Origin of the sequence: Segniliparus rotundus DSM 44985 (assembly GCF_000092825.1) — a bacterium.
GTDB lineage: Bacteria > Actinomycetota > Actinomycetes > Mycobacteriales > Mycobacteriaceae > Segniliparus > Segniliparus rotundus.
Genome location: NC_014168.1, coordinates 2,426,416 through 2,452,311, shown reverse-complemented (window position 1 = coordinate 2,452,311; position 25,896 = coordinate 2,426,416). Strand labels below are relative to the sequence as shown.

Here is a 25,896-nt window from a genome sequence, read left to right as displayed (position 1 = left end):
GACCCCATTGCGGCTCTGCCGCCTTGCAACACAAGAAAGAGCACTGCTATGTCATTCGATTTCATCCCGCGCGCTTCCCGCCCCGCCAAGCCTCGCTCCTTCGGCCTCACCGAGGTCAGGGGGCCGTACTACTCCACATACGGCGTCCGCCATCTCGAAGACGTCCTCGAAGTCGCGGGCGAATGGGTCGACGGCGTGAAATGGGCGGGCGGCTCGTTCGCCCTGCTGCCGAAAGAGCAGGTGCGCGCTTTCTCGGACATCGCGCACAAGCACGGGGCGTACATCTCCTCCGGCGGTTGGATCGAAACGGTGCTCCGCTACGGCGTCCAATACGTCGACCAATACCTCAAAGAGGCCAAAGAGGTCGGCTTCGACGTCATTGAGATCTCCACGGGCTTCATCTCGGTGCCGACCTCCGGGCTCTTGCGCCTGGTGGAGAAGGTCAAAAAGGCGGGATTGAAGGCCAAACCCGAACTCGGCATCCAGTTCGGCTCCGGCGGGGACTCCACCGAGGCCGAGCTTGCCGCCGAAGGCAAGAAGGACGTCGGCGACCTCATCGAACGGGCCAAACGCGCCTTGGACGCCGGGGCGGACATCATCATGATCGAGTCAGAGGGCATCACGGAGAACGTGGCCAACTGGAACACCGGCGCTGTCGCCCAGATCATCAACGGCGTGGGTTTGGAGCATGTGATGTTCGAGTCCGCCGACCCGCTGGTGTTCGAGTGGTACATCAAGAACTACGGCAACGAGGTCAACCTCTTCGTCGACCACTCGCAGATTCTTCAGCTCGAAGGCCTGCGCCAGAACATCTGGGGCAACAAGAGCACCTGGGGCAGGATCGTGAACCCGCAGTTCTGAGCGGCGTCCCGCGCATCGTCGCGGGACGCCGCTGCAAGCCGCCCCGGGGTTGTCGCCTCAGGAATGCTCGTGACTGCTGGGGGCGAGGTTTTGGCTTCCCTGGCCGCTGGTCAGCGGCGCCCAGGCGCCGAGCGCGTACGCCGCCAATCGGCCGACGGCCTCGGGGCCGGTCCGGTCCCGCCACACGACATGCCCGTCAGGACGGACGAGCACGGCTCCGCGCTCGCCGATCTCCAAAAGGCGGAGCATCGCCGGCAACGCCTCGGGGGTCGGCGGGACCAACGCGGCGACCGTGACGCGGATGTGGTCGAGCGATTCGGGCAGGCGCGCGGCCCATTCCGCGGGCGCGGCCGTGAACAGCGTCAGCCCGGACAGTTCGACCAGGTCGTGCAGGGGCGCGCTCCGTCCCTCCTGGTCGAGGACGATGGTGTGCGGCAGGCGCGCGCCGGGGTGCGTGGTCGGCTCGTAGAAGGACACGTCGCAATCGGGGCATGGGCCTTCGGCGGCGTCGATGAGCGGACTTTCATAGGCATAGCCGAATTCCAGGCCGCTCGCCACGAAGTGCTCCAGTTGGCCGGGGATAGTTTCGGCTATGTGCCGCCGCAGGCGCTCGCCGCGCCGGTTTTGCCGGGTGAGCCGCTTGGTCCGTGATGTTTGCGCGCGGGTCAGGCCGTCCGCGACCGCGGCCATGACGGGCTCGGGGATCCACGACAGCCAAGGCTTGGCCATGAATTCGGTGGCCTTGTGCAGCGAGGTGTTGGTGATGCCGAGCGGAGCGGTGACCTCGTCGAGTTTGAAATGGTTGGCGGTGCTTTGCCGTGCGAACCGCGAAACAACCGGACGCCGCTCGATCTCGTAGGTGTCCAGGAGCGAGTCGGGGGCGTCGGAGGTGAGCACGGCGGCGAGCTTCCAGGCAACGTTGTGGGCGTCCTGCACGCCGCTGTTGAGGCCGAACCCCCCGGTGTGCGGGAAGCGGTGGGCGGCGTCGCCGATCAAGAGCAGCGGGCCTCGGCGGAAACTCCGCGCTATTTGCGACGTCATCGTCCATGTCCCGGTCGAGCGGATCTCGTAGTCCAGTGTGCCGATCACGCCGGGCAGCTGCCGGTTCCAGTCGTCGCGGCTGCGTTTGGCGATGGCCTGGCCCTGGTGCAGGTAGGGGGTCATCAGCACATAGTGGTCGTCGCTGTGGGCGATGAGCACGCCGCTGAACCGGGGGTGGTAGATCCAACTGAGCAGCGGGCGGTCCTGGCCGTCGGGGTAGAGGTCCGGCGCGTGGAAGAAGACGCTGCCCATATTCGCCAAGACAGGGCCGTCCATCTCGACGCCGGCCGCTGCGCGCACGGCGCTGTTGGCGCCGTCGGCGGCGATCAGATAGCGCGGCCGCTGCGTGCTCGGCGGCTTTCCAGGCTGCTCCAGGACGAGCGCTTCGTGGACGAGGCCGGCCCGGCATCCTCGGCGGAAGTCGATCAATGGGTCCTCGTCGAGCGCCGCCCACAGCGCCGGCATGAGCAGGTGCTGGCCGATGTGCGAGATCAAAAACGGACTGTGCCCGCGGACTTCGGCGAGCCGTTCCGGTTCGGAGAGCAGGTCGATTTCGCCCAGCGGGGCGGCGCGGACGCCGGTGCACCATCGGATGATGTTGACGGTCTCGATGGGCGGGATGACAGATTCGAGCGAGCGGAGCAGGGCGGGGGAGGCCTGGTGCCAGATCTCCAGGGTGCGGGCGTTGATGACGTGGGCGGCGGGGTGCAGCCGCGTGTCGGCTCGTTGGTCCACGATCGTGCTGGGCACGCCGTGACGGGCCAGCAGCAACGCCAGGGTGGACCCGGCTGCTCCGGCTCCGACGATGACGACCGATTCAACGGACACGGGTCACAGCGTCTTCCATGTGATGGTCCGTTTGCCCGCCCGCGGCTTTGTCCCCGGCCGCACGCCTGCGCAACGAGTCAGCAGATCGGCTTCTCCGGCGCCCGCGCGCAGGCGTTCCAGCAGATAGTCAGGGTCGATGTTGACCCCGATGGGGTTGTCGGCGAACTCCCGGCTCGTGAAATAGTCGGCTGTCGCCTGCGCGGTGGGGAAGTTCTCGACCTGGAATTCCAGCCGAATGCCCTCGGGGTCCTCGTAGTAGAGGCTCGTGGTGGGGCCGTGGTTGATCGACCACACCGGGGTGATCCCGACGCCCTTGAGCCGCTCGTACGTCGCGAGCAACGCCGTCAGCGAGGGGAAGGTGAACGCGAGGTGGTCGATGCCGTACGCCTTGCGCCGCCACCGGGACAGCGGGAAGACGTAGGCCAGGGCGCGGGGGAGCTTGACCAGGGCGAGCCGGTGGCTTTCGTGATCCCACGTCAGGAAGGCGATCCGGGCGTCTTCGTGGGCGACCCGCGCGCCGAAGACATGTGTGTACCAATCGATCATTGCTGCGGCGCGGGCGGTCTTCACGACCCAGTGGGCGATGCAATCGGGCGGCGCGGCGATGCTGGCCGCATCGCGATCAGGCTCTTGCGCGGCGGCGTCCGTCGTCCCCGCCGCTGGCTGGCTGGCGCTCATGCTCGGCCGTCCCGCGTTGGCGCGGCGATGGCAGTCCGTTGCGTCCCGAGGTCCACAGCGCCGCCCGCGTGGCGGATCGAGGCGGTGATCACGTCGCCTGGCCGCAGGTAGGGTTTGTTTTTGTTCCGTTTGATGAAGGCCGCCCAGAGCTTGTCTTCGGGCAGCAGCGCGGTGGCGATCCGCCGCACGATCGGTTTCGGCGAGGTGGCGACACATCCATGCGGGGTGCCGGTCAGCAGCACGTCGCCGGGGCTGAGATTGCAGAACTCGGTGAGCTCGGTCAAGGACTCGGCGGGTTTGTAGAGCATGTTGGCGGTGCTGTCGCGCTGGCGCGGCGAGCCGTTGACGCGCAGCTCCAATTCGAGCGCTTCGAGCAAGGGGAATTCGTCGGGTTCGAGCACGGCCAGCACCGGCCCGGTCGGGCAGAAGCCTCGGTAGCTCTTGCCTTTGAGGAATTGGCCTTGGGGGAGTTGCACGTCCCGGGCGGACAAGTCGTTGGCGATCATCACGCCGAACACATACTCGTGGAGGTTGTCATCGGTGACCGTGGTCGGCTCGTTGACTTCTTTGCGCAGCACCAGGGCCAGTTCGATCTCGTGGTCGAGCAAAGCGACGTGGGCCGGGCGCGTGACTGTCGCGTCAGGGCCGGTGATGGACGCGTCGGTCTTGTCGAAGAACAGGTTGAACGCTCGCGCGTCCGGGTCCATGCCGGATTCGATCGCATGCTGGCGGTAGTTGGCCCCCTGGCACATCACTCGGCACGGCGAGGTGACCGGGGCGAGCGGCTCCACGTTGTCGAAGTCAAGGCTCCCAGGCCTGGCCGCCGCCGCGCGCCAGTCGGCCTCCCCCCGCTCGATCAGGTCGGCCACACGGTCGTACTGGCCATCGAGCGGCGCGATGGCTCCGTTGTTGAGCACGCCCCATGCGACGCGCTGCGCATGCCGGTAGCGCACGAGGTGGACGACCACGCTCTCTCCTTCCGTTCGCCGGCTCTGTGCGGCGTTGAAGAACAGTCAAAGGCAAAGAAGCCCGCCGCATGTTGGTTTCGAGTCCTAAAATCGACACCGCCTCTTGTATTGTGGTGCAATGTCTTCCTGCGTCGCGCTCCTCGCGCGCGAAGGCTGGGCCCCGAGATTGCCGAGGCCGCAGGTGTGCGCCCCAGCCCTCCCCGCCTGCGTGTTCGCCGCGACGGTCAGACTCTGGCCCGAGCCGGCGGAAAGGAAGAGCATGTGGTCACTCTGAAGCGTCCGTGGCTCGCCGAACTCGAACCTGTTGACAGCCGCTCGTTCCCGGCTTCGTCGCTGCTGCGCGAACGCGCCGAGGAACTCGCGTCGCTGCTGGGGCCCGGCCCCGCCGGTTGGGCTGTGGAGCTCGGCGCGACGATGGCCGCCCGCGTCACCTCGGCCATTCCCGAGCTGGCGGTCGACGTGGTCGGGACCGAGGTGGGCAGGGGCTGCGAGGCGGTGGCGCTCGGCGTGCTCGCAGCGCTTGCCCGCGACACAGAGGTGACGTCTGCGACGGCGCCAGAAGTGCTCGCGGGCCCGGTGGAATTGGTCGCCCGCGGCATTGGCGTCGAGCACATGCTGCGCAGCATCCACCTCGCCCACGCCGCTGCTGCCGAAGTGCTGATCGACGCGGTGGGGCGCATCGTCCCCCAAGCGCGGCGTTTTGACGAGACGCGGCGGATCAACGACTTCCTCTTCCACATCGTCGACATCATGAACACGCACATGTCGATGGAGTTCGCGCGAGCGCATGAGGCGTGGTCGACCAGCTCGAACGCGATGCGCATGGAGGTTGTCGAGGACATCCTGCGCGGAGCCGATGTGCCGCTCGGCCGGGCTGTGCGCGTGCTGGGGTACGACCTCTCCCGTTGGCATCTCGCCGTGATCGCGTGGACCGGCGGCCCCGCGCCCGCCGAGCCCAAGCAGCTGCGGGAAGCCGCCGCCGCCGCTCTGGCAGCGGCGGGATGCGCGTCCACCGCGGTGCTCTCCCTCGGCGCCCAGCGGGTCTGGGCGTGGGGCTCGCGCACGGCCCAGCCCCCCATGCCGAACGAGGAGCCGCCCCCGATCTCGCCCGGTGTGCGCCTCGCGACCGGGTTGCCCGGCTTCGGCGTCGACGGGTTTCGGCGCAGCCACGACCAAGCGAGCCGCGCCGCGCGCGTCGGCGTCATGTCGACGGCCCGCGACACGTGGTTCTTTCCTTACGGCGATGTCGATATCGTGGCCATGCTCAGCGCCGACCTGCCGGTCGCAGGCGAGTTCGTCGTCCGCGAACTGGGCGAGCTGGCGGGGCCTGGCGAATCGACAGCGGTGCTGCGCCACACCTTGAAGTGCTATCTCGACCGAGACCGCAGTTTGGCTCGGACCGCCGACTGCCTGCACGTCGCGCGGAACACGGTGGCCTACCGGGTGCGGCGGGCCGAGCAGCTGCGAGGAACTCCCGCTGCGGAACGCCGCTTGCAGTTGCACGCCGCGCTCGCCCTCGCCGACATGCTCGGCGACGGGGTTCTGTCCGTCGGCTGACCGCTCAGCCGCTCACGCGGGCGGGGATGGCCGCCCGGCGCGGGTCTCTCATTTTCGCAGTTCTGGGCGCCGATGTGGCCGATGTGCTAGAGTCCTTGTTATCCAAACCGGGCGAGAGCGGCGGGTGTCAGGCACGAGGTTTTTCCTCGAAGCCGATGCGAGATCCACGCCGACGAAAAGCGAACGACGCGCAGCGTCGGCGTTCTCGATCTTCGCGCCGGGACAACCGCCACTTCTGAAAGCAGTTCTCGTATGTCCGATCCCACCTTTGCCAGCCTGGGCGTGCCCCAGCCCATCGTCAGCGCGCTCGCCAAAGCGGGCGTCACCGCGCCGTTCCCGATCCAAGCCGCCGCCTTGCCGCCTGCCCTGGAGGGCAGGGACGTGCTCGGCCGAGGCCCCACCGGCTCGGGGAAGACATTGACCTTCGGCCTTCCCATGCTCGCCCGCCTCGCCAACGGGGCGAGCAAGCCGCGCAAGCCGCGCGGCTTGGTCCTGGTGCCGACTCGCGAGCTCGCCGCGCAGGTCGCGTCCGCGCTCACGCCGCTCGCCGCGTCGGTCGGCTTGCGCACGGCCAGCGTTGTCGGCGGCCTGTCCATGCAGCGCCAGATCGACGAGCTCGCGCGGGGCGTGGACGTGCTCGTCGCCACCCCGGGCCGTCTCGCCGACCACCTCGCGCAGGGCACGGTGGTCCTGGACGAGGTCTCGGTCACCGCATTGGACGAGGCCGACCAGATGGCGGACATGGGGTTCTTGCCGCAGGTCGTGAAGATCCTCGACCGCACGCCCAAGAAGGGGCAGCGGTTGTTGTTCTCGGCGACGCTGGACGGCCAGGTGGACAAACTCGTGCGGCGCTACCTCGACAACCCTGCGACGTGTTCCACAGCCCCGGCGGCCGCGAGCGTCTCGACGATGGAGCACCACATGCTGTTCGTCGATCAAGAACAGAAGAAGCTGGTCGTCACCGAGATCGCGGCCCGAGAGGGGCGCACCATCCTCTTCGTCCACACCAAACATGGCGCGGACCGGCTCACCAAGCGCCTGCGGGCTGTCGGGGTGAGCGCAGCGGCGATCCACGGCGGGAAAGCGCAGAACAATCGCACTCGCACGCTGGAGGCGTTCAAATCGGGCGACGTCGCGGTTCTGGTTGCCACGAACGTCGCCGCCCGCGGCGTCCATATCGACGGGGTGGACCTCGTCGTGCATGTGGACCCGCCCGCAGACCCGAAGGACTACCTCCATCGCGCGGGCCGCACCGCGCGGGCTGGCGAGTCCGGCGTTGTGATCACGTTGGTGACCCCTGCCGAGCGGCGAGACGCGGAGGCGATGGCGCGGGCGGCGGGCGTGGTCGTCAAGGGCGTGCCTGTTCGCGCTGGCGACGCGGAGCTAGTCCGAGTCAGCGGAGCGCGCCAGCCCTCGGGCGTCGCGCTTGTCGCAGCGGCGGCCCCAGCGCCTTCGACGCCGCGCAAACCCGCCCGGACCCGCTCTGTCCGGCAGGCCGCTGCCGGGTGGGCTCCTCGGCATAAGCGCGGTTCCGCCGCGCCGGTCGGCGGCGCGCAGCCCCCTGCCGCCCGGTCGCGCTCTGGAGCGCGGCGAGCGCCCGGCGGACGCTGAGTCTGGCACTCAGCGCGCGGACGGACATTCGGAACTGGTAGGATTCGAGCGGTTGAAACCCTCAGTGACTTTCGCGGGGATATTTCATCCAGCAGGGCGGTCATGGACTGATCGACAGATCGGCCATCCTCTCTTGATATGCGGTTGCGCTATGGCCGCATGTCTATGAACCCAACAAAAGGAAAAGAAAGAATGCCCCAAGGCACCGTGAAATGGTTCAACGAGGAGAAGGGTTTCGGCTTCATCGCTCCCGATGACGGCGGCAAGGACCTCTTCGTCCACTTCTCCGGGATCGTCAGCGAAGGCGGATTCCGCACGTTGCAGGAGAACCAGCGCGTGAAATTTGAGACTCAGGCCAGCGACCGAGGCCCTCAGGCCGTTTCGGTCACCGTGATCTGACCAAGAGCAAACCGAATCGACGGGGACACAGCCCGTCCCCGCCAGAAGAGCATGTCGGAGCTTCGTGAAGCCCCGACATGCTCTTCTGCTGTTTTATGCCCTGTTTGTTGAAGCGCTGTTGTGGCGGATGTCCTGGTTTCCCAGGGGTCGCCACGGCCTGTGGCCCATCCGCGCGCGTCTTCCCGCGGTCCCTCGCGGATCAGCAGTGCGCTGTCGTCCGCCTTCGCCGCGCTGTGCCCGATCTGTCGTGGGCATGCCAGCGAGGCGTGGGCGCGAACCCCACACCCCCGTTTTCTGTGATCTAACTCAACAATAAACAAAATATAGCCCCTGAAAAGGCTTTTTAAATTATAACGGGGTTCTATAACAATGATAAGTGACTCTCTGTTAGCCTCGTGGTTATGGTTTCACCCGCTGCCGTTCTCGCCGATCTCGTCGCTGAGGGCGATGCGGTCGAGGCGTTGGTCGCCGCCCTAGAGCCGCCTCTGTGGCGCACGCAGACCCCGTCCGCCGGATGGACTGTCGCGCATCAGATCGGGCATTTGCTGTGGACGGACGCCGTCGCCGCTGTCGCCGTCGCCGGCCCCGACCGGTTCGCGCGGCTCGTGCAGGAAAAAGCAGCGCTCGGGGCGGCCATGGTGGACATCGGGGCCCAAGAGCACGCCGCCCGCCCGCCCCATGAGCTCTTCCAGGCGTGGCGGCATGGGCGCCGCGAACTCGCCGAGCAGATAGCGGCATTGCCCGAGGGGGCCGCCGTGCCGTGGTTCGGCCCGCCGATGAGCGCCGCGTCGTTCGCGACCGCCCGGCTCATGGAGACGTGGGCGCACGGGCTCGACATCGCCGACGCGCTCGGGGCTGCGTGGCCCGCGACGAACAGGCTCCAGCACGTCGCGCACATCGGTGTGCGGGCCAGGGACTACGCGTTCCTGGTCAACGGCCTCACCCCGCCCGCCGAGCCGTTCCGCGTCGAGCTCGCCGCCCCGGACGGGCAGACGTGGGCCTGGGGCCCGGAACACGCGGCCCAGCGGGTCGCCGGCAGCGCCCTCGACTTCTGCCACCTCGTCTGCCAACGCCGCCCGCCCAGCACGCTCGGCCTCGTCGCCGACGGGGACGACGCGCGACGCTGGCTCACGGTCGCACAAGCTTTCGCAGGCCCGCCAGGGTCGCGCCGCGAAGATCAAGAAACGACACGGCGAAAGGCGCCAGTATGAGCGCAGAGGCTTTCCGGATCGGCAACGCTTCCGGCTTTTACGGGGATCGGTTCTCCGCAGTGCGCGAGATGCTCGCCGGCGGCGAGCTCGACGTGCTCACCGGCGACTATCTCGCCGAACTCACCATGCTCATCCTGGGCCGCGACCGGCTGAAAGACCCCGGCCTCGGGTACGCGAAAACGTTCCTGCGGCAAATGGAGGAGAGCCTCGGCCTCGCCCTGGACAAAGGGGTGAAAGTCGTCGTCAACGCGGGCGGCCTCAACCCGAAGGGACTCGCGGACAAGCTCGCCGAGCTCGCCGAGCGACTCGGCCTCGCCGCAAAGATCGCGCATGTCCGCGGCGACGACCTCGTCGCGCGCTCCCGCGAACTCGGCTTCGGCTCGCCCGCCGCGGCGAACGCCTACCTCGGCGCGTTCGGGATCGTGGCGGGGCTCAACGCCGGGGCGGATGTCGTGGTCACTGGCCGCATCACCGACGCTTCGCTCGTGGTCGGCCCTGCCGCGTGGCGCTTCGGTTGGCAGCAGAGAGACTACGACCAGCTTGCCGGGGCGGTGGTCGCCGGGCACCTCGTCGAATGCGGCACCCAGGTCACCGGGGGGAATTACGCTTTTTTCCAGGAAATCGCCGACCTGCGCCACGCGGGCTTCCCGATTGTGGAAATCCACGCCGACGGCACAAGCGTCATCACCAAGCACCCCGGCACCGGCGGCGAGGTGAGCGTGGGCACGGTGACCGCGCAACTGCTCTACGAGATCCAAACCGCCCGATACGCCGGACCGGACGTCACGACCCGGCTCGACACGGTGGCGTTGGCCCAGGACGGCCCCGACCGCGTGCACGTCTCCTCCGTCAAGGGCGAGCCGCCCCCGTCCTCGCTCAAAGTCTCGCTCAACACGATCGGCGGGTTCCGCAACGAGATGACGTTCATCCTCAGCGGTCTGCACATCGAGGAGAAAGCCGCGTTGGCGAAGAGCCAGCTCGAATCCCTCTTGGCCAAGCGCCCTGCCGAGGTGGTGTGGAACCTCGCCCGCGTCGACCGCCCCGACGCCCCGACCCAGCAGCAGGCCAGCGCCTTGCTCCAATGCGTCGTCCGCGACCCCGACCCCGAGAAGGTCGGCAGACAGTTCTCCAGCGCCGCCGTGGAGCTCGCGCTCGCGAGCTACCCGGGGTTCGCGCTCACCACCCCGCCCGGCAACGGCTCCCCCTACGGCGTGTTCACGGCGGGGTACGTCGCGCACGGCGAGGTCGCGCACGAGGCGGTGCTGCCCGACGGCGCTGCGGTCTCGATCCCTCCCGCGCCCACGACGCAGGAGCTCGCCGACGTGCCCGAGCCGGCAGTGCCGCGCCCCGGGCTGGGCGGGGAGACCCGCCGTTTGCCGCTCGGCGTGATCGCGGGCGCGCGCAGCGGGGACAAAGGCGGTTCCGCGAACATCGGGCTCTGGGTGAGGACCGCGCAACAGTTCTCCTGGCTTGTCGACGAACTGACCGTCGAGAAATGCAAAGAGCTCCTGCCCGAGGCTTCGGGGCTTGCCGTGCGCCGGCATGTGCTCCCCAACGTGAGAGCTGTCAATTTCGTCATCGAAGGCATCCTTGGCCGCGGCGTCGCCGAACAGGTCCGGTTCGACCCCCAGGCCAAGGGCCTCGGCGAATGGCTGCGCTCGCGCGAGCTCGACATTCCCCAGGAGCTGCTATGAGCGTCGGGCTGGTCCGATGACCATGTGGAAGAGCGAGGAGCGCGTCGCGCTGCGCGCGACAGCGCGGGCCTTCGCCGAGCGCGAGATCCTGCCGCACGCGGCCGAATGGGAGAAAGCCGGGCAGATCCCGCGCGAACTGCACCGCGCAGCGGGAGACGCAGGCCTGTTGGGCGTGGCGTTCCCCGAATCGGCGGGCGGTGGCGGCGGCGATGTGGCCGACAGCGTCGTCGTCTGCGAGGAGCTGCACGAGGCCGGGGTGCCGGGCGGCGTGTTCGCCTCCCTGTTCACCTGCGGGATCGCTGTCCCGCACATCATCGCGTCAGCAGACCCCCGACTCATCGACGAGTTCGTGCGGCCCACGCTCGCCGGGGCGAAAATCGGTTCGCTCGCCATCACCGAACCGGGCGGCGGCTCCGACGTGGGACGCCTGGCCACGACCGCGCGCCGCGACGGAGACCACTACGTCATCAACGGCGCGAAGACCTACATCACCTCCGCCGTGCGCGCCGACTACGTCGTGACGGCCGCGCGCACCGGGGGCGAAGGCTCCGCCGGTGTGTCGCTCATCGTCGTGGAGAAAACCGCGCCGGGCTTCATCGTGAGCCGCGCGCTCGACAAGATGGGCTGGCGCTCCTCCGACACCGCAGAGCTGTCCTACACCGACGTCCGAGTCCCCGCCGCGAACCTCGTCGGCGCGGAGAACACCGGTTTCGCGCAGATCGCCGCCGCGTTCGTCGCCGAACGGGTCGTCCTCGCCGTCCAGGCGTACGCGAGCGCGCAGCGCTGCCTGGACCTCGCCCTGCAATGGTGCCGGGACCGGAGCACGTTCGGGCGCCCGCTCATCTCACGGCAAAGCGTGCAGAACACGCTGGCGGAAATGGCGCGGCGGATCGACGTCGCCAAGGTCTACACCCGCCACGTCGCCGAGCGCGCCGCCTCAGGCGACCAGGACTTGATCGCGCAGGTCTGTTTCGCCAAGAACACCGCCGTCGAGACGGGGGAGTGGGTCGCGAACCAGGCGCTGCAGCTCTTCGGCGGGCTCGGCTACATGGCCGAGAGCGAGATCGAGCGCCAGTACCGGGACATGCGCATTCTTGGGATCGGCGGCGGAACCACCGAAATCCTCACCACATTGGCCGCGAGAAGATTGGGATACACCGCATGAACAGAGCACAACGCAGGACGAGGGGCGCGAGCAGATGACACTCTTGCGCTCCACGCTCGACACCGCGTCGCCCGCGTACCACGAGGCCGCGGAATCGATGCTGGAGAAACTCGCCGAACTCAGAACCGAGCAGGAAAAAGTCCTCGCGGGCGGTGGGGAAGAGAAAATCGCCCGCCACCGCAAACGCGGCAAAATGCTCGTCCGCGAGCGCGTCGAGGCGCTGCTCGACCCGGACACGCCGTTCCTTGAGCTCTGCCCGTACGCGGCCTGGGGGTCGGAGTACACGGTCGGAGCCTCCACTGTCTTCGGCATCGGCTACGTCTCGGGCGTGGAATGCGTCATCAGCGGCAACGACCCCACGGTCAAAGGCGGCACCTCCAACGGCTGGACAATGCGCAAAGTGTTCCGGGCCGCAGAGATCGCCCTGCAGAACCGGATGCCGCTCATCTCGCTCGTCGAATCCGGCGGGGCCGATCTGCCCAGCCAGAAGGACATGTTCATTCCTGGCGGGCGGATGTTCCGCGACCTGACCCGGCTTTCTCAAGCGCGTATCCCCACCATCGCGCTGGTCTTCGGCAACTCCACAGCGGGCGGGGCCTACATCCCCGGTATGAGCGACCACATCGTCATGATTCAGGAGCGCTCCAAAGTCTTCCTCGGCGGCCCGCCGCTGGTGAAGATGGCGACCGGGGAGGAGTCCGGGGAAGAGGAGCTCGGCGGCGCGCAGATGCACGCCCAGATCTCCGGCCTCGCCGACTATTTCGCGCATGACGAACTCGACGCGATCCGCATCGGCAGGCGTATCGTCTCGCGGCTCAACTGGCGCAAACAGGGCCCTGCGCCGCAAGCGGCTCCGGTCCCGCCCCGCTACGACAGCGAGGAACTGCTCGGCGTGGTTCCCGCCGATCTGAAGATCCCGTTCGACCCGCGCGAAGTCATCGCCCGAGTCGTGGACGACTCGGACTTCGACGAGTTCAAACCGGATTACGGGTCGAGCCTGGTCACCGGCTGGTCCCGGATCTTCGGCTACCCCGTCGGGATTCTCGCCAACGCACGAGGCGTGCTGTTCTCCCAGGAGTCGCAGAAGGCCACGCAGTTCATCCAGCTCGCGAACCAGCTCGACACGCCGCTGCTTTTCTTGCACAACACAACCGGCTACATGGTCGGCAAACAATACGAGCAGGCGGGCATCGTCAAGCACGGCTCGATGATGATCAACGCCGTTTCGAACTCCAAAGTCCCGCACATCTCCCTGCTCATAGGGTCCTCGTACGGGGCTGGGCATTACGGGATGTGCGGGCGGTCGTTCGACCCCCGGTTCCTGTTCAGCTGGCCGAACGCGAAATGCGCCGTCATGGGCGGCGCCCAGCTCGCCGGGGTGGTCTCGATCGTCTCGCGCGCCGCCGCCGAGGCCAGGGGACAGGCGGTGGACGAGGCCGCCGACGCGGCGGTCCGCGCCGCCATCGAGGCGCAAATCGAGGCCGAGTCGTTGCCGCTGTTCCTGTCCGGGCGGTTGTTCGACGACGGCATCATCGACCCGCGCGACACGAGGACGGTGTTGGGAATGTCGTTATCAGCTCTGCACGGCGCCCCGGTCAAAGGCGCGGACGGCTTCGGAATCTTCAGGATGTGAACATGGCAATGACGTCTGTATTGGTCGCGAACCGGGGCGAGATCGCCTGCCGGGTTTTCCACACTTGCCGTCGGCTCGGCGTCGCCACGGTGGCGGTGTTCTCCGACGCGGACGCGGCGAGCCCGCACGTCGCGGAGGCGGACTCCGCGGTGCGCCTGCCCGGCAATGCCCCGGCGGACACCTACCTGCGCGGGGATCTCATCATCGACGCTGCGAAGCGCGCCGGGGCGGACGCCGTCCACCCCGGCTACGGCTTTTTGTCCGAGAACGCCGATTTCGCCCGCGCCGTGCGCGAAGCTGGCCTGACCTGGATCGGGCCGAGCCCGGAGTCCATCGAACTCATGGGGTCCAAGATCGCCGCCAAAGAGCGCATGGCCGCGGTCGGCGTCCCCATCTTCACGAACCTCGATCCGGCTTCGGTCGCCGAGGCCGACTTCCCCGTTCTGGTCAAAGCCTCAGCAGGTGGCGGCGGTCGCGGCATGCGGGTGGTGCGCGACGTGGGCGAGCTCGCCGCAGCGGTGGACTCGGCCGCAGCCGAAGCGCTTTCGGCGTTCGGCTCCGGCGCCGTGTTCTGCGAGCCGTATTTGCAGAACGCGCACCATATCGAAGTCCAATTGATGGCCGACCGGCACGGCACGGTGTGGGCAGTGGGGGAGCGCGAGTGCTCTCTGCAACGCCGCCACCAGAAGGTTGTCGAAGAGGCCCCGGCTCCGTTGGTCGAACGAATCGGGCCCGCGTTGCGCGAGCGGCTTTTCGAAGCCGCGCGCAGCGGCGCGAAAGCCATCGGCTACGAGGGGGCGGGCACCTTCGAGTTCTTGGTCTCCGAGAACGGCGATGTGCGTTTTTTGGAGATGAACACCCGCCTGCAAGTCGAGCATCCGGTCACTGAGGCCACCACCGGCCTCGACCTGGTCGAGCTGCAATTGCGCGTCGCGGACGGCGAGGCGCTCGGCCCCGAGCCGCCCAAGACCCGGGGGCACGCCATCGAAGTGCGCCTCTACGCTGAAGACCCCGCGAACGACTACCGGCCGCAGACCGGCGTGTTGCGGCGATTCGAGCTGGAAGGGGCCCAGTTCCAGGGCCCGTCCGGGAGGGGCGGGCTGCGCGTGGACGCGGGTTTCGCATCGGGATCGCACGTGAGCCCGTATTACGACGCGATGCTCGCCAAGGTGATCGCGTACGCCCCGACTCGGGGGGAAGCGGCCCGGATTTTGCGCGGGGCGCTCCTGCGCGCCAAAGTGCACGGACTGGTCACCAACCGCGAGCTGCTGGCCAATATCCTCGCCGAACCGGAATTCCTCGAAGGGAAAACGGACACCGGCTACCTCGACAGGATCGGCCTCGACACGCTCGCCGCGCCGGTCGCCGACGCGCAGGCCATCGCGTTGTCGGCGCTCGCGGCGGCAGTCGCGGACGCGAAAGCCAACCAGGTCGCCAACCCTGTCCTCGCGGCGCTGCCCACCGGGTGGCGCAACCTGCCTTCGCAGCTGGTCCAGAAGGCGTTCATCACCGCGGACGGACAGGAGATCGCCGTTCGGTACCGGTTCGAGCGCGGCCGCCTCCTCGCGCCCGAGCACCCGGACGTCGCACTGCTCGACGTGCGTCTCGGCAGCGGCGCCGCCGCGCACGAAGTCCTTTTCGAAGCAGGCGGCGTGCTCCGGCGTTTTGCGGTGTCCTGCGCGGCGGCGGACGGCGGGCACGACGTTTTCGACGTCGACTCGCCGCTGGGGCCGGTCGCGCTGCGGCGCAAACCGGCATTCACCGACCCCGCCGACCAGATCGTCGCCGGGTCGCTCATCGCGCCCATGCCGGGGTCGGTCATCAAGCTCGGCGCCCAGGTCGGCGAGCGCGTGCGCGCCGGACAGCCCATCCTGTGGCTGGAGGCGATGAAGATGCAGCACGCTGTCAACTCCCCGGCCGACGGGACGCTCGTCGAGCTGGACGTCGCGGTCGGCGACCAGGTCAACCAAGGCGCGATGCTTGCCAGAGTCGAAGAAACAAACCCCGCCGAAGAGGCAGGAACACAGAAAAGGAGCACGCAATGACGTCGGAGACGCGGGAGCGCCAAGAACTCCGGGCAGCGGTGAGCAAATTCGCCGCCGGTTACGGCCCGAAGTACATGGACCAATGTTGGAAAGCCGACGAGTACCCGTGGGATCTGTGGCGGGAGGCGGGCAAGCTCGGCTTCCTCGGCGTGAACATCCCTGAGGAGTTCGGCGGCGGCGGCGCGGGCATGTACGAGCTGTCCTTGGTGGCCGAAGAGCTCAACGCCCAAGGCAGCGGCCTTCTGCTCATGGTCGTCTCGCCAGCGATCTGCGGCAACGTCATCAACAGATTCGGCACCGACGAGCAGCGACAGCAGTGGCTGCCCGGCCTCGGCGACGGCTCGAAGATCCTCGTGTTCGGCATCACCGAGCCCGACGCGGGTTCCAATTCGCACCGGATCACCACCACCGCCACGCGCGACGGTTCGGACTGGTTGCTCACCGGGCGCAAGGTCTACATCTCCGGAGTGGACGTCGCCGACGCCGTGCTCATCGTCGCCCGCACCGAGGACGCGAAAACCGGCAGCCTCAAACCGGCGCTGTTCATCGTGCCCCGCGACACCCCTGGCTTCGAGTACCGCGCCATCGAGATGGCGTTGCGCATCCCTGAGCACCAGTTCGAGCTGGCCTTCGACAACATCCGGCTGCCCGCCGAGTCCCTTGTCGGCGACCCCGACGCGGGCATCATGCAGTTGTTCGCCGGGTTGAACCCTGAACGGATCATGGCGGCGGCCGGCGGCGTGGGCACCGCCCGGTACGCCTTGCGCCGCGCCGTGGACTACGCCAAAACCCGCACGGTGTTCAGAACGCCCATCGGCGCGCACCAGGCGATCGCGCATCCGCTCGCGCAGATCAAAGTCGAGATGGAGCTCGCGAAACTCATGATGCAGAAGGCAGCGACGCTCTATGACGCGGGCGACGACACGGGCGCGGCAGAGGCCGCCAACATGGCGAAGTACGCCGCCGGGGAAGTGGGAGCACGAGCGGTCGACCAAGCGGTGCAGACGCTCGGCGGCAACGGCCTCACCGTCGAATACGACCTCGGCACCCAGCTCGCGAACTCGCGGCTCATGCGGATCGCCCCGGTCAGCCGGGAAATGGCGCTCAACTACATCGCCAGCACCACACTCGGCCTGCCCAAGTCCTACTGAGGCGGCGCGATGACCACATCCGAGCACACCCTCGTGCGCAGCGAGACCGCAGACGGGTTCGCCACCCTGACGCTCGACTCCCCGCACAACCGCAACGCGCTCTCGCCCGCCTTGATCGCACAATTGCGCGCCGGTCTGCAAGCGGCGGGCGAGGACCCGTCGGTCCGCGCTGTCGTGCTGACCCACGCGGGGAAAACCTTTTGCGCCGGGGCGGACCTCGCGTCCGCCTCGGGGGAGCACGCCGATTTCGCCACCCACGGACTCGGCGAGCTGCTGCGCCAGATCCTCGAGTTGCCCAAGCCGGTCATCGCCGCCGTCGACGGGCATGTCCGGGGCGGCGGGATGGGATTGGTCGCCGCCGCGGACATCGCCGTTGCCGGGCCGAACGCCAGTTTCGCCTTGCCCGAGGCGAAGCTCGGCGTGGCGCCCGCCGTCATCTCGCTGACCGTGCTGCCCCGGCTCGATTTTCGTTCGGCCAGCCGGTACTTCCTCACCGGCGAGACGTTCGGCTCCGGCGAGGCGCAGCGCATCGGTCTGATCACCGCTGCCGAGGACAACCACGACGAACAGCTCGCCGCGTTCAAAGCCGCCCTGCTCAAAGCCTCCCCGCAAGGCTTGGCCGAATCCAAGCGCCTGGTCAACGCCCAAGCCGTCGAGCGCTTCCGCGACTTGCCGGACCTGGCTGCCCTTTCCGCCCGGCTCTTCCAGTCCGAGGAGGCGCGCGAGGGCGTCACCGCTTTTCTGCGCAAACGCGAGCCCCGGTGGGCGATGTAGTATCCGTCACATGCTCCGCCACGTGTCTCGATTGGCCATCCGCGCGCCGAGGAGGGTGCTCCTCGCCGCCGCGGTGTGCACCATGGCGGCGGCGGGGTACGGCGCGACCGTGGCCGAGCACCTCAGCGCGGCGGGTTTTCAAGACCCCGGCTCCCAGTCCGTCCGAGGGGCGGAACTTCTCGCTGAGAAATTCGGCCAAGGCGATGCGGATCTGACCTTCGTGGTCCGCTCCCCGGACGGTGTTTTCGCGCCGCAAGCCGCAGCGCAGGCGCGCGAGCTCGTGTCGACGGTGCGACACGCCCCGCATGTCGCGTCGGTCCTGGACCCGTGGGGGCTCGCTCCCGCCGAGGCGAACGCCATGGTGAGCGCAGACGGGAAAGCGGCGTTGATCCTCGCCAGGGTCTCCGGCGGCGAAAGCGAGGCGCAGAAGCACGCGAAGGAAGTGTCCGACAAGGTCGCCGGTGAGCACGGCGCGCTCACCGTGCGGGCGGGCGGCATGTCGATGGTGCTCTCGGAGATCAACGAGCAGTCCGAGCGCGACCTGGTCTCCGCGGAAGCAGTGGCCGTCCCGTTGACCTTCCTCGTGCTCATGTGGGTGTTCGGCGGGTTGTACGCGGCGCTGTTGCCCCTGGTCGTCGGGCTGCTGTCCATCGCGGCGACCCTTGGCGCGCTCCGGCTGTTCACCGTGTTCGCCGATGTGTCCGTGTTCGCGCTCAATCTCACCACCGCGATGGGTTTCGCTCTTGCGATCGACTACACGCTGCTCCTGGTCAGCCGCTACCGTGAAGAGCACGAGAGGACCAAGGACCGCGCCGCGGCGTTGCGGCGGGCGGTCGACACGGCTGGTCGCACGGTCGCCTTCTCCGCGTGCACGGTGTTTCTCGCGGTGGGAGCCCTCGGGGTTTTCCCGATGTACTTCTTGCGCTCGATGGCCTACGCCGGATGCGCCGTCGTCGCCCTCGCGGCGCTGTACGCGGTGGTGGTCGCGCCCGCGATGATAATGCTGCTCGGCGACCGGATCGACGGCTTGGACGTCCGTCGGCTCCTGCGCAGGAAAAGCAGAAACCCGGCCCCTGCCGCGGAGTCCGGCCCGCAGGGCGGCGTCCTGTATCGGACGACGAGGTTCGTGATGCGCCACGCGGCGACGTGCGCCCTTGCCGCCACAGCGGCCTTGCTCCTGCTGGGGTCCGCGTTCACGCGCGCGCAATTCGGCCTCCCCGACGACCGCGTCCTTCCCGCTACCGCGCAGTCCCGCCAGGTCGGCGACGCGTTGCGCGCGGAGTTCCCGCAGAACGCGGCAGTCCCGGTGTCCATCGTGATCCCTGACGCGTCGGGGATCGCCGCGCAGGAGGTTTCTGGGTACGCCGACGAGCTCTCCAAGGTCCCCGGCGTCGCTGTTGTCGACGCGCCGGACGGCTCCCATGTGCGCGGCGGGCTCGCGGGCCCCTCGGGAGCGGCGGCGGGCACGAAGGACGCGAGCGTGTGGTTGACGGCAGTGCTCCGCGCTCCCGCGTTCACCGAACAGTCCAGGGCGGCGCTTGCGGATGTGCGGGCGGTTCCGCGGCCGAAAGGCGTCGAAGTCCTGTTCACGGGCACAGAACAGCTCAATGAGGACACAGTCGCCGCGATCATGCGCCAGTTGCCGTTCGTGTTCGGCTTCGTCGCGGTGACGACGTTCCTCCTGTTGTTCCTCCTCACGGGCAGCATTCTGCTCCCGTTGAAGGCACTGGTGCTCAACACGCTCTCGCTCAGCGCCACCCTCGGGGCGCTGGTGTGGATCTTCCAAGAGGGGCATGTGGGCGGGTTCGGCACGACGACCACGGGCACGTTGGTCTCCGATATGTTGGTGTTCCTCTTCACCGTGGCGTTCGGCCTGTCCATGGACTACGAGGTGTTCCTGCTGTCTCGGATCCGCGAGTTCTGGCTTGCCTCCGCGCGCCGGGCCGAAGACAACGCCGAAGCGGTGGCGCTCGGCGTCTCCCGCGCCGGGCGGGTCGTCACCGCCGCCGCCCTGCTGATGTTCGTCGTTTTCGTCTCGCTCATCACGAGCGAGGTCTCGTTCATGCGGATGTTCGGCCTTGGTCTCGCCGTCGCGGTCGCCGTGGACGCGACATTGGTCCGCATGGTGCTGCTGCCCGCGTTCATGCGGCTCGCGGGCACATGGAACTGGTGGCTCCCCGAGCCGTTGGCGCGGTTGCACCGCCGCGTCGGGCTCAGGGAGGGCTGACCCCCGTCCCGGGGCGCCGCCGAGGGCGTTCGGGCGGGGGCCTGCCCCGTTGTTGCTGGGTTTTTCCGCCCGCTTCCGGCGGGGGAAACCCACCAAAAACATCGTGTGCGATGAAAGTTATCGTCCGGTTTCCTCTCCGAGATCAAATCTTTATACGCGCAGTGCTATCCTCGGCCAAGTCGGATCTGCAGATTTGGCAGTCCGAGCAGCCTCAGCGCTTTCCGCCGTGGCGGCTCATCAGCAAACGTCGACGCAAGGACGGACGCGTCTGGGCATGGATTCGCCCTGATCTTCCGCCGCTGTCTTTGCTTCCCCATCCGCTCCTTGGCATGTGTGCCGTTGAGCCCTGAGTAAGGTCGCGCATGATGAACGAACCAGCCGTTCAGTTTGTAGAATCTGGTGATATCTCGAAGGACATCGATCAGCGTGTGGCGATGATGCGGTATTTCCGCGACATCGGACAGCTGCCCTTCTTCCGGCGCATCGACTCAGTCCACGCGCCCAGAGTCAACGTCGAAGGCAGCGATTGCGTGCTGCTCGGATCGAATTCCTATCTCGGCCTCGCCACCCACCCCGCAGTCATCGCGGCCTCGGTCGAAGCGACCCAGGAATTCGGCGTCGGCACCACCGGCAGCCGCTTGCTCAACGGCACCTACCGGATGCACACCGAGATCGAGCGATCGCTCGCCGATTGGATGGGCAAAGAGGACGCGGTGCTCTTCACCACCGGCTACCAAACCAACGTGGGCGCGCTGCAAGGACTCCTCGGCCCCGATTGCCTCGCCGTGGTCGACTCCTACGCGCACGCCTCGATCCGCGACGGAGTCCGGCTGAGCCGGGCGGTCGAAGCGAAATTCGCGCACAACGACCTCGGCTCGCTCGTCGAAGTCTTGCGCGCCCACGCGGGAACCTCGTTCCGCCGCACGATGGTGATCGTGGACTCGCTCTACTCCATGGAAGGCTCCACGGCGCCGCTCGAACAGATCGGCGCGGTCTGCAAAGAGCACGGCGCGTTGTTTTTCGTCGACGAGGCGCATGGGCTCGGCGTCTTCGGCGAGACCGGGGCCGGACTGGCCGAACACGCCGGAGTCCGCGAAAAAGCCGACATCATCATGGGGTCCTTGTCGAAATCCGCAGGCAGCCTCGGCGGGTTTATCGCAGCTTCACAAGACCTCGTCGACGAGGTGCGCCTTGCCGCGCGGGCGTTCTGGTTCAGCACGTCGGGCACCCCCGGAGCAATCGCCGCCGCCGCCGCTTCGATCGGCCTCATCCGAAGCCAAGAGGGCAAAGAGCGCCGCGAACGGCTCGAACGCAACTCGCGTCTCATGCGCGCGTTGCTCGCGCCGTTGGACGTCGCGCTGCATCGCGCGGACGAGCGCAGCCCGGACTGGTCCCCGATCATCCCGATCCGGTTGCGCGACGAGCTGCGCACCGCTTTGAGCTGGAACCAGCTCAAAGACCAAGGGCTCTTCGTCACCCCGGCCATCTATCCGGCGGTCCCGCTCGGCAAACCAATCCTGCGGGTCTGCATGAACTCCGAGCTCAGCGAGGACGATGTCCGACAATGCGCGGCATTGCTCCACGCCGAGCTTTCTTGGATCTTCGAACCGGCATGAGCGCGAAAAGCAGCGGGGGCCTCCGCCTCGCGCTCACCGGCGCGACAGGCGACTTCGGCCGCGCAGTCCTCTCCTGGGCGCTCTCGAACGACGACATCTCCGAAGTGACCGCGCTCGGCAGACGCGCGACAGGGGTGGCGCACGCCAAACTGCGCGAGGGAGCCCTCGACCTCGGCGGCGCCATCAACCTGGAGCCCGTCCGGGGCTACGACGCCCTCGTGCACCTGGCCTACTGCGTGGAAGAGCCCAGGGACAAACGCCTCGCGCACCGCGTCAACGTCTTGGCGACCAGAGCGCTCATCGAGGAGGCGAACCGGGTGGGCGTGCGCCACTTGGTGCTGACCTCCAGCGCGGACGCCTTGGGCACAGCGGCCTGCGGCACCGGCCACTACGCCACCGAGGCGCACTACCCGGCCGGAGACTCCGACAACGGCCACTACTACTTCCAGCACAAAGCCCTGCTCGAGCACCTCGCCAACTGGTACTGGGCCAACGCGCCAGAAGACGCCGCCAAACTCGCGGTGGTGCGCCCCTGCTACATCGTCGGAGAACACTTCGACAACTCTGGTTTGCGGACCTTCTTGAGCAAAATTGTCGCTTTTCCCGAACCGCGACGCTCCCGCTACCAATTCCTCTGGGACGCCGACCTCGTGGCCGCCTACGCCGTGATCCTCCAACAAGGGCTCACCGGCCTCTACAACGTCGCCCCCCACGACTCCACCAGCGTCGCGGAGATCTGCGCCCAGACCAAGGCATGGCTGCTCCCCGGCCCGCTCGGCCTCTTCAAAGCGGCGGCGGACATCCTTTTCCGGCTTCGGCTCACGCCCTACTCCGGCCATTGGGCCACCCTCGGCGACCCCTTGATCACCGCGGAGAAACTTCGTTCCCAAACCGGATGGCGACCATCGATGAGCTCGGCTGAAGCCTTTTCCCAGTACCGGGCAGCCCGCTGCCGCAGCCCCCGCACCCCTGGCCGCACGGCCGCAATCTGAAGGAGAACCCGATGGAACGCGCACGACTCGCAGCGCAGCTCGACCACCTCGCCGCCGTCCGCCGCCACCTGCCCGAACTGGCGGACGAACTCACCACCCTCGGCCTTCTTGCCGCAGAAGACCCGGCGAACGACGTCATCGGGCGCTGGAAGCAGCACGGCGGCCCCCGATTGACGGCGCCCAAAGAACTCGACGGCCTCGGAGCCACCTGCCTGGAAGCGGTCGAGCTGCAACGCGGCGTCGGCTACCTGAGCCCCTCCCTCGCGGCTGCCACCACCATGCACTACCTCTCCGTCGCGGGGCTCGTCGATTACGCCGTCACCGCGGACGAAGACACCAAGAACCTGGTGAAAATGTTGATCGGCAACGGCACCGTCTTCGCGTCCGGCTTCTCCGAAGGCACCATCGCCGGCAGCGTCTTCCATCCCACAATGCAGGCGGTCAAAGCATCGGGCGGATACACCCTCACCGGGCGCAAAAAACCCTGCAGCCTCGCCAAAAGCATGGACTGCATCATGGCCAGCGCGCAATTGGCCGACACAGGGCAACGCGCGATCGCGCTCATCTGGAACGGCGTCGAAGGGCTTTCGGTCACACCGCTCTGGACCACCAGCCCCCTCGCCGCCGCGCAAACCGACGAAGTGGTCTTCGAAAACGTCTTCGTTCCCGACGACCTGCTCATCATCAGCGAACAAGACGACCCCGAAGAAGTCAGCGAAAAGGCCGGATACGTCCTGTTCGGCCTGCTCATCACCGCGGGTTACATCGGCGCGGCGACCCGGATCGCGCTCAAGCTCGCCGACCGCCCCGGATTCTCAGAGGCCGACTTCGCAGAGCTCCTCTCGCCCGTCGAAGGGGTCTGGCGGGCGCTGCGCATGATCGCCGCCCGCTACGACGGGGGAGACCGCAGCGACGACCTCTTCGCCGACCTCCTGTGGATCCGGTTGGGCCTGCGCGACGCGCTGCAGCCAGCGGTGGCGCGTCTGGTCTCCCGCGTCGGCGGGGTCGCGTTCGCCACCGACCCCGAGGTCGCCTACTTGGCCTCCTGCGTCGCCGCCTACTCGTTCCACCCGCCCACATTGCGCGAATCGGGGCTCTTCCTGGTCGACCATGAGACCGGGAACAAAGTCGAGCTCACCGCGACATAGCCTGCAGCGGGGTTTCGGGCTGACGGCGCTTTGTCGCAGCCGGACGGGCCGCCGTCCGGCAAAGCGCTGCCAGATCAAACCGCCCTGCCCCCGCCCGCCGCGGCCTGTGGATCTCGCGCTCTCTGCGCTACGTGTGCGCCACGAAACAGCCTTCTTCGCGAACAAGAGTAATGGGCGATGCGAAAACATGCCTTCTGCATGAGGTTTTGGCGGAAACGGAGGGATTTGAACCCTCGGCCCGGTTGCCCGGGCAACACATTAGCAGTGTGTCTTTGACCTGCGAGTATGGGTGAGCGTGGTGCAGTCTTTGTGCATTTTCGGGGATGAGCTGCTGGACGTGATTGCAGTCTTTGTGCGTTTCTCCACGACTGTGGGTAGGTCGGGTTGCTCCATTTCCTGCTCCACGGGCCTGTTTTCGCGGCTCTGCTCCACGTTTGCTCCACGCACGCTCCCTGGAATCCAGGGGTTGTCGGTGGCCGGTGTGATGATCGCGGGCATGAAGAACGCCTTTGGTCTCGATCCGCTCTCTGCCGACCGGCTCGCCTTCGAGCGCCTGTGGTTCAAGACCGGCGCGGGGAAGGAATCCGCGATCCGGGCTCGATTCGGGGAGAGCCCGGTGGCCTATTTCCAGGCGCTGAACCGGCTGTTGGACGATCCCGCCGCCTACCGTGCGGATCCGGTGTTGGTGAAGCGGCTGCGGAGGCTCCGCTCGGCTCGTGAGCGCGTCAGGCGGGCGGCTTAGGCGGGAGCCCCTGGCGGGCGGACGCGGGCCCGTTCGTAGGCCGCGCGGACAATCTCGGGCGTGAGCCCGAGCGCGTGGGCGAGGAGTTCGGCCTTATGCTCGGTGAGCCGGGTCTCTGCGCGTTCGAGGTCTTGGAGCGCGGTGGTGCTCATCCCTGCGTCTCGTGCGAGCTGGGGCTGGGTGAGCCCGGCCATCGCGCGAAGGTCCGCGAGGGTGCGCTGCCCCTTGGGCACGGCGATGAAGGCTGCGGGGGTGGTGCGCAGGGCTTTGGCGACGCGGGCGAGCCGGTCGATCTGCGGGCTCTTCGCGCCGGTCTCCCATGACCAGATGGTCTTGGTGGAGACTTCCGCGAGGCGGGCGATGTCTTGGCGGGCCATGCCGAGCTTCTTGCGCCTGGCGGCGAGCGCCTCGGGGTTGAAGCCGCGCAGTTCCCTGCGGCCCATCAGCGGCTCGTGGTGTTGGTGCTGGGACGGGGCTGCATGGTCAGCATCGTCCCAACCCGGAGAGTTTCCGTCTATCAGGCTACGTGTAAGTATCCATATTTAGATTCCGGTATATCGGAGACTAGCCAAGGGCGATTCCGCATGCTATGGTCCCTGTCAATCGCGTTCTCCGGTGACGTTTCACGGGGCGCTTCGGCGCGCCGTGCGGCTCGGGGATCGCGTCAAATTCAGAACGACTGGGACTCCTGCGGGAGAGACGGAGAGGCGGAGCCATATGGCGAGGGAAGCGGAAAGTCGGACGGACACCCACATGTGGAGGGGTTGGCCGGTGGTGATGGCTGGGATAGTCGTCGCGATGGGCGTGGGGATGTTTTGGGAGTCGTGGGCGTTCTATCACGACTTGCTCGACCCGTGGGTGGCGATGTTCTGCTGGGCCTGGGCCTATCTGCTCGCAGCTGTGGCGGCGTGGCTGTTCGTGAGGATGCAGGACGAGGGCAGGGACGAGGTGTTTCCCGAGATCCCGGACTTCTTTTTGGACCGCCCGGCGCTCACGGCGTTCGCGGTCGCGGGCTTGGTCTCCTACCCGTCCGTGATGGTCGCGTGGTTCTGCGGATGAGCGAGGCCAAAGGGCGAAGCGGCGGGCGCTCGGTGTGGGATTCCCCCTGGGTGCCGATAGTGGTGGCCGTGATGCAGGTGTTCATCCTGGCTTTCGATTTCTGGCGGCTCGACCGAGGTGTGGGCAGTCCCGGCGAGGAGGTGGCGCAGTGCGTGCTCGCGTTCTTCGCCGTGGTATGGGCGGTCTGGTTGTTGGTGAAGCACCGGGCGCAGTGGCAGCTCGGAGGGGTCGAGCGGCTGCCGGAATTCTTCCTCGGCCGACCGCTGTCCACAGGATTCGCGGCTGGCGGCTTCGCGTTGGTTGTGGCTGCTGGCTTGGCTTGGGCGCTGCGGTGAGCGCGCCGGGCTTGCGCGGTGCTGTGGCGGTGGCTAGAGTGCTCGGAAAGAACGCCGGATCGTCGGGGAGCGGAAACCCTCGCGTCTCGGCCCAAGCATTGGGAGAAGCAAGTATGGCCGCGCGAACAGCAGTATTGCCCGCGCCGCTATTTGGTCTGCCC

22 protein-coding genes are annotated in these 25,896 nt (G+C 67.7%); 18 read left to right on the top strand and 4 right to left on the bottom strand.

What is annotated here, in order from left to right; translation table 11 throughout:
• The first annotated feature begins 48 nt into the window (after positions 1-48).
• The gene (locus SROT_RS12120; RefSeq protein WP_013139317.1) at positions 49-861 is read left to right on the top strand and encodes a phosphosulfolactate synthase; all 813 of its coding nucleotides are present in this window, start codon (positions 49-51) and stop codon (positions 859-861) included.
• Between the two features lie 57 nt (positions 862-918).
• Here SROT_RS12120 and SROT_RS12115 read toward each other — a convergent pair whose 3' ends face one another.
• From SROT_RS12115 to SROT_RS12105, 3 genes are read right to left on the bottom strand one after another with little or no spacing between them, the layout of a single operon-like run.
• The gene (locus SROT_RS12115) at positions 919-2,730 is read right to left on the bottom strand and encodes an FAD-dependent monooxygenase (RefSeq protein WP_013139316.1); all 1,812 of its coding nucleotides are present in this window, start codon (positions 2,728-2,730) and stop codon (positions 919-921) included.
• A 3-nt stretch (positions 2,731-2,733) separates the two neighbouring features.
• Positions 2,734-3,408, bottom strand: coding sequence for a VOC family protein (locus SROT_RS12110; protein WP_013139315.1), 675 nt, complete (start codon positions 3,406-3,408; stop codon positions 2,734-2,736).
• The gene (locus SROT_RS12105; protein ID WP_013139314.1) at positions 3,405-4,376 is read right to left on the bottom strand and encodes a fumarylacetoacetate hydrolase family protein; all 972 of its coding nucleotides are present in this window, start codon (positions 4,374-4,376) and stop codon (positions 3,405-3,407) included. Before SROT_RS12105 ends, SROT_RS12110 begins: the two co-directional genes overlap by 4 nt.
• Before the next feature lie 261 nt (positions 4,377-4,637).
• On the opposite strand from SROT_RS12105, the gene SROT_RS12100 reads away from it, so the two are divergent.
• From SROT_RS12100 to SROT_RS17165, 15 genes are all read left to right on the top strand, one after another.
• A complete protein-coding gene (locus SROT_RS12100; protein ID WP_013139313.1) occupies positions 4,638-5,933 on the top strand; it encodes a PucR family transcriptional regulator in 1,296 nt (431 codons plus the stop codon).
• Positions 5,934-6,185: 252 nt separating this feature from the next.
• The gene (locus tag SROT_RS12095; protein ID WP_013139312.1) at positions 6,186-7,544 is read left to right on the top strand and encodes a DEAD/DEAH box helicase; all 1,359 of its coding nucleotides are present in this window, start codon (positions 6,186-6,188) and stop codon (positions 7,542-7,544) included.
• 192 nt (positions 7,545-7,736) lie between these two features.
• Positions 7,737-7,943 carry a cold-shock protein gene (locus SROT_RS12090; RefSeq protein ID WP_013139311.1) on the top strand — a complete coding sequence of 69 codons (207 nt, stop codon included), beginning with the start codon at positions 7,737-7,739 and terminating at the stop codon, positions 7,941-7,943.
• Positions 7,944-8,344: 401 nt separating this feature from the next.
• Positions 8,345-9,154, top strand: a complete 810-nt coding sequence (locus SROT_RS12085) for a TIGR03084 family metal-binding protein (RefSeq protein WP_013139310.1) — start codon at positions 8,345-8,347, stop codon at positions 9,152-9,154.
• Positions 9,151-10,848: an acyclic terpene utilization AtuA family protein gene (locus SROT_RS12080; protein ID WP_013139309.1), complete on the top strand. Its 1,698-nt coding sequence runs from the start codon at positions 9,151-9,153 to the stop codon at positions 10,846-10,848. Before SROT_RS12085 ends, SROT_RS12080 begins: the two co-directional genes overlap by 4 nt.
• 16 nt (positions 10,849-10,864) lie before the next feature.
• Complete coding sequence (locus SROT_RS12075) at positions 10,865-12,013, top strand: acyl-CoA dehydrogenase family protein (protein ID WP_013139308.1); 1,149 nt, start codon at positions 10,865-10,867, stop codon at positions 12,011-12,013.
• 34 nt (positions 12,014-12,047) lie between these two features.
• A complete protein-coding gene (locus SROT_RS12070; protein ID WP_013139307.1) occupies positions 12,048-13,646 on the top strand; it encodes an acyl-CoA carboxylase subunit beta in 1,599 nt (532 codons plus the stop codon).
• 2 nt (positions 13,647-13,648) lie between these two features.
• Complete coding sequence (locus tag SROT_RS12065) at positions 13,649-15,691, top strand: acetyl/propionyl/methylcrotonyl-CoA carboxylase subunit alpha (RefSeq protein WP_013139306.1); 2,043 nt, start codon at positions 13,649-13,651, stop codon at positions 15,689-15,691.
• On the top strand, positions 15,688-16,842 hold the full coding sequence (locus tag SROT_RS12060) for an acyl-CoA dehydrogenase family protein (RefSeq protein WP_013139305.1): 1,155 nt from the start codon (positions 15,688-15,690) through the stop codon (positions 16,840-16,842). Before SROT_RS12065 ends, SROT_RS12060 begins: the two co-directional genes overlap by 4 nt.
• A 9-nt stretch (positions 16,843-16,851) precedes the next feature.
• Entirely contained in the window at positions 16,852-17,616 is a 765-nt protein-coding gene (locus tag SROT_RS12055) for an enoyl-CoA hydratase family protein (RefSeq protein ID WP_013139304.1), read from the top strand.
• A 10-nt stretch (positions 17,617-17,626) separates the two neighbouring features.
• Positions 17,627-19,843: an MMPL family transporter gene (locus tag SROT_RS12050; RefSeq protein WP_013139303.1), complete on the top strand. Its 2,217-nt coding sequence runs from the start codon at positions 17,627-17,629 to the stop codon at positions 19,841-19,843.
• A 362-nt stretch (positions 19,844-20,205) separates the two neighbouring features.
• Positions 20,206-21,459, top strand: coding sequence for an aminotransferase class I/II-fold pyridoxal phosphate-dependent enzyme (locus SROT_RS12045; RefSeq protein ID WP_245535294.1), 1,254 nt, complete (start codon positions 20,206-20,208; stop codon positions 21,457-21,459).
• Positions 21,456-22,451 (top strand): NAD-dependent epimerase/dehydratase family protein, encoded by a 996-nt coding sequence (locus SROT_RS12040; protein ID WP_013139301.1) that lies wholly within the window; start codon positions 21,456-21,458, stop codon positions 22,449-22,451. Before SROT_RS12045 ends, SROT_RS12040 begins: the two co-directional genes overlap by 4 nt.
• An 11-nt stretch (positions 22,452-22,462) precedes the next feature.
• Positions 22,463-23,599, top strand: coding sequence for an acyl-CoA dehydrogenase family protein (locus tag SROT_RS12035; protein WP_013139300.1), 1,137 nt, complete (start codon positions 22,463-22,465; stop codon positions 23,597-23,599).
• Between the two features lie 289 nt (positions 23,600-23,888).
• Positions 23,889-24,341 carry a DUF3263 domain-containing protein gene (locus SROT_RS17165; protein WP_049773360.1) on the top strand — a complete coding sequence of 151 codons (453 nt, stop codon included), beginning with the start codon at positions 23,889-23,891 and terminating at the stop codon, positions 24,339-24,341.
• Here the strand turns inward: SROT_RS17165 and SROT_RS12020 are convergent.
• A complete protein-coding gene (locus SROT_RS12020) occupies positions 24,338-24,784 on the bottom strand; it encodes a helix-turn-helix transcriptional regulator (RefSeq protein ID WP_013139298.1) in 447 nt (148 codons plus the stop codon). The genes SROT_RS17165 and SROT_RS12020 overlap by 4 nt on opposite strands.
• Before the next feature lie 334 nt (positions 24,785-25,118).
• Here SROT_RS12020 and SROT_RS15780 point away from each other — a divergent pair, with 334 nt between their 5' ends.
• Both SROT_RS15780 and SROT_RS12005 read left to right on the top strand, forming a co-directional pair.
• The gene (locus SROT_RS15780) at positions 25,119-25,400 is read left to right on the top strand and encodes a hypothetical protein (protein ID WP_148223434.1); all 282 of its coding nucleotides are present in this window, start codon (positions 25,119-25,121) and stop codon (positions 25,398-25,400) included.
• The gene (locus tag SROT_RS12005) at positions 25,397-25,735 is read left to right on the top strand and encodes a hypothetical protein (protein ID WP_013139296.1); all 339 of its coding nucleotides are present in this window, start codon (positions 25,397-25,399) and stop codon (positions 25,733-25,735) included. Before SROT_RS15780 ends, SROT_RS12005 begins: the two co-directional genes overlap by 4 nt.
• The last annotated feature ends 161 nt before the right edge of the window (positions 25,736-25,896 follow it).

Coding starts and splice junctions, on each gene's coding strand:
- SROT_RS12110 (WP_013139315.1), bottom strand. CDS start 3,408: ATGAGCGCCAGCCAGCCAGCGGCGGGGACGACGGACGCCGCCGCGCAA.
- SROT_RS12005 (WP_013139296.1), top strand. CDS start 25,397: ATGAGCGAGGCCAAAGGGCGAAGCGGCGGGCGCTCGGTGTGGGATTCC.
- SROT_RS12035 (WP_013139300.1), top strand. CDS start 22,463: ATGGAACGCGCACGACTCGCAGCGCAGCTCGACCACCTCGCCGCCGTC.
- SROT_RS12060 (WP_013139305.1), top strand. CDS start 15,688: ATGACGTCGGAGACGCGGGAGCGCCAAGAACTCCGGGCAGCGGTGAGC.
- SROT_RS12065 (WP_013139306.1), top strand. CDS start 13,649: ATGGCAATGACGTCTGTATTGGTCGCGAACCGGGGCGAGATCGCCTGC.
- SROT_RS12080 (WP_013139309.1), top strand. CDS start 9,151: ATGAGCGCAGAGGCTTTCCGGATCGGCAACGCTTCCGGCTTTTACGGG.
- SROT_RS12050 (WP_013139303.1), top strand. CDS start 17,627: ATGCTCCGCCACGTGTCTCGATTGGCCATCCGCGCGCCGAGGAGGGTG.
- SROT_RS12095 (WP_013139312.1), top strand. CDS start 6,186: ATGTCCGATCCCACCTTTGCCAGCCTGGGCGTGCCCCAGCCCATCGTC.
- SROT_RS12090 (WP_013139311.1), top strand. CDS start 7,737: ATGCCCCAAGGCACCGTGAAATGGTTCAACGAGGAGAAGGGTTTCGGC.
- SROT_RS12070 (WP_013139307.1), top strand. CDS start 12,048: ATGACACTCTTGCGCTCCACGCTCGACACCGCGTCGCCCGCGTACCAC.
- SROT_RS12040 (WP_013139301.1), top strand. CDS start 21,456: ATGAGCGCGAAAAGCAGCGGGGGCCTCCGCCTCGCGCTCACCGGCGCG.
- SROT_RS15780 (WP_148223434.1), top strand. CDS start 25,119: ATGGCTGGGATAGTCGTCGCGATGGGCGTGGGGATGTTTTGGGAGTCG.
- SROT_RS12085 (WP_013139310.1), top strand. CDS start 8,345: ATGGTTTCACCCGCTGCCGTTCTCGCCGATCTCGTCGCTGAGGGCGAT.
- SROT_RS12045 (WP_245535294.1), top strand. CDS start 20,206: ATGATGAACGAACCAGCCGTTCAGTTTGTAGAATCTGGTGATATCTCG.
- SROT_RS12055 (WP_013139304.1), top strand. CDS start 16,852: ATGACCACATCCGAGCACACCCTCGTGCGCAGCGAGACCGCAGACGGG.
- SROT_RS12120 (WP_013139317.1), top strand. CDS start 49: ATGTCATTCGATTTCATCCCGCGCGCTTCCCGCCCCGCCAAGCCTCGC.
- SROT_RS12020 (WP_013139298.1), bottom strand. CDS start 24,784: ATGGGCCGCAGGGAACTGCGCGGCTTCAACCCCGAGGCGCTCGCCGCC.
- SROT_RS12075 (WP_013139308.1), top strand. CDS start 10,865: ATGACCATGTGGAAGAGCGAGGAGCGCGTCGCGCTGCGCGCGACAGCG.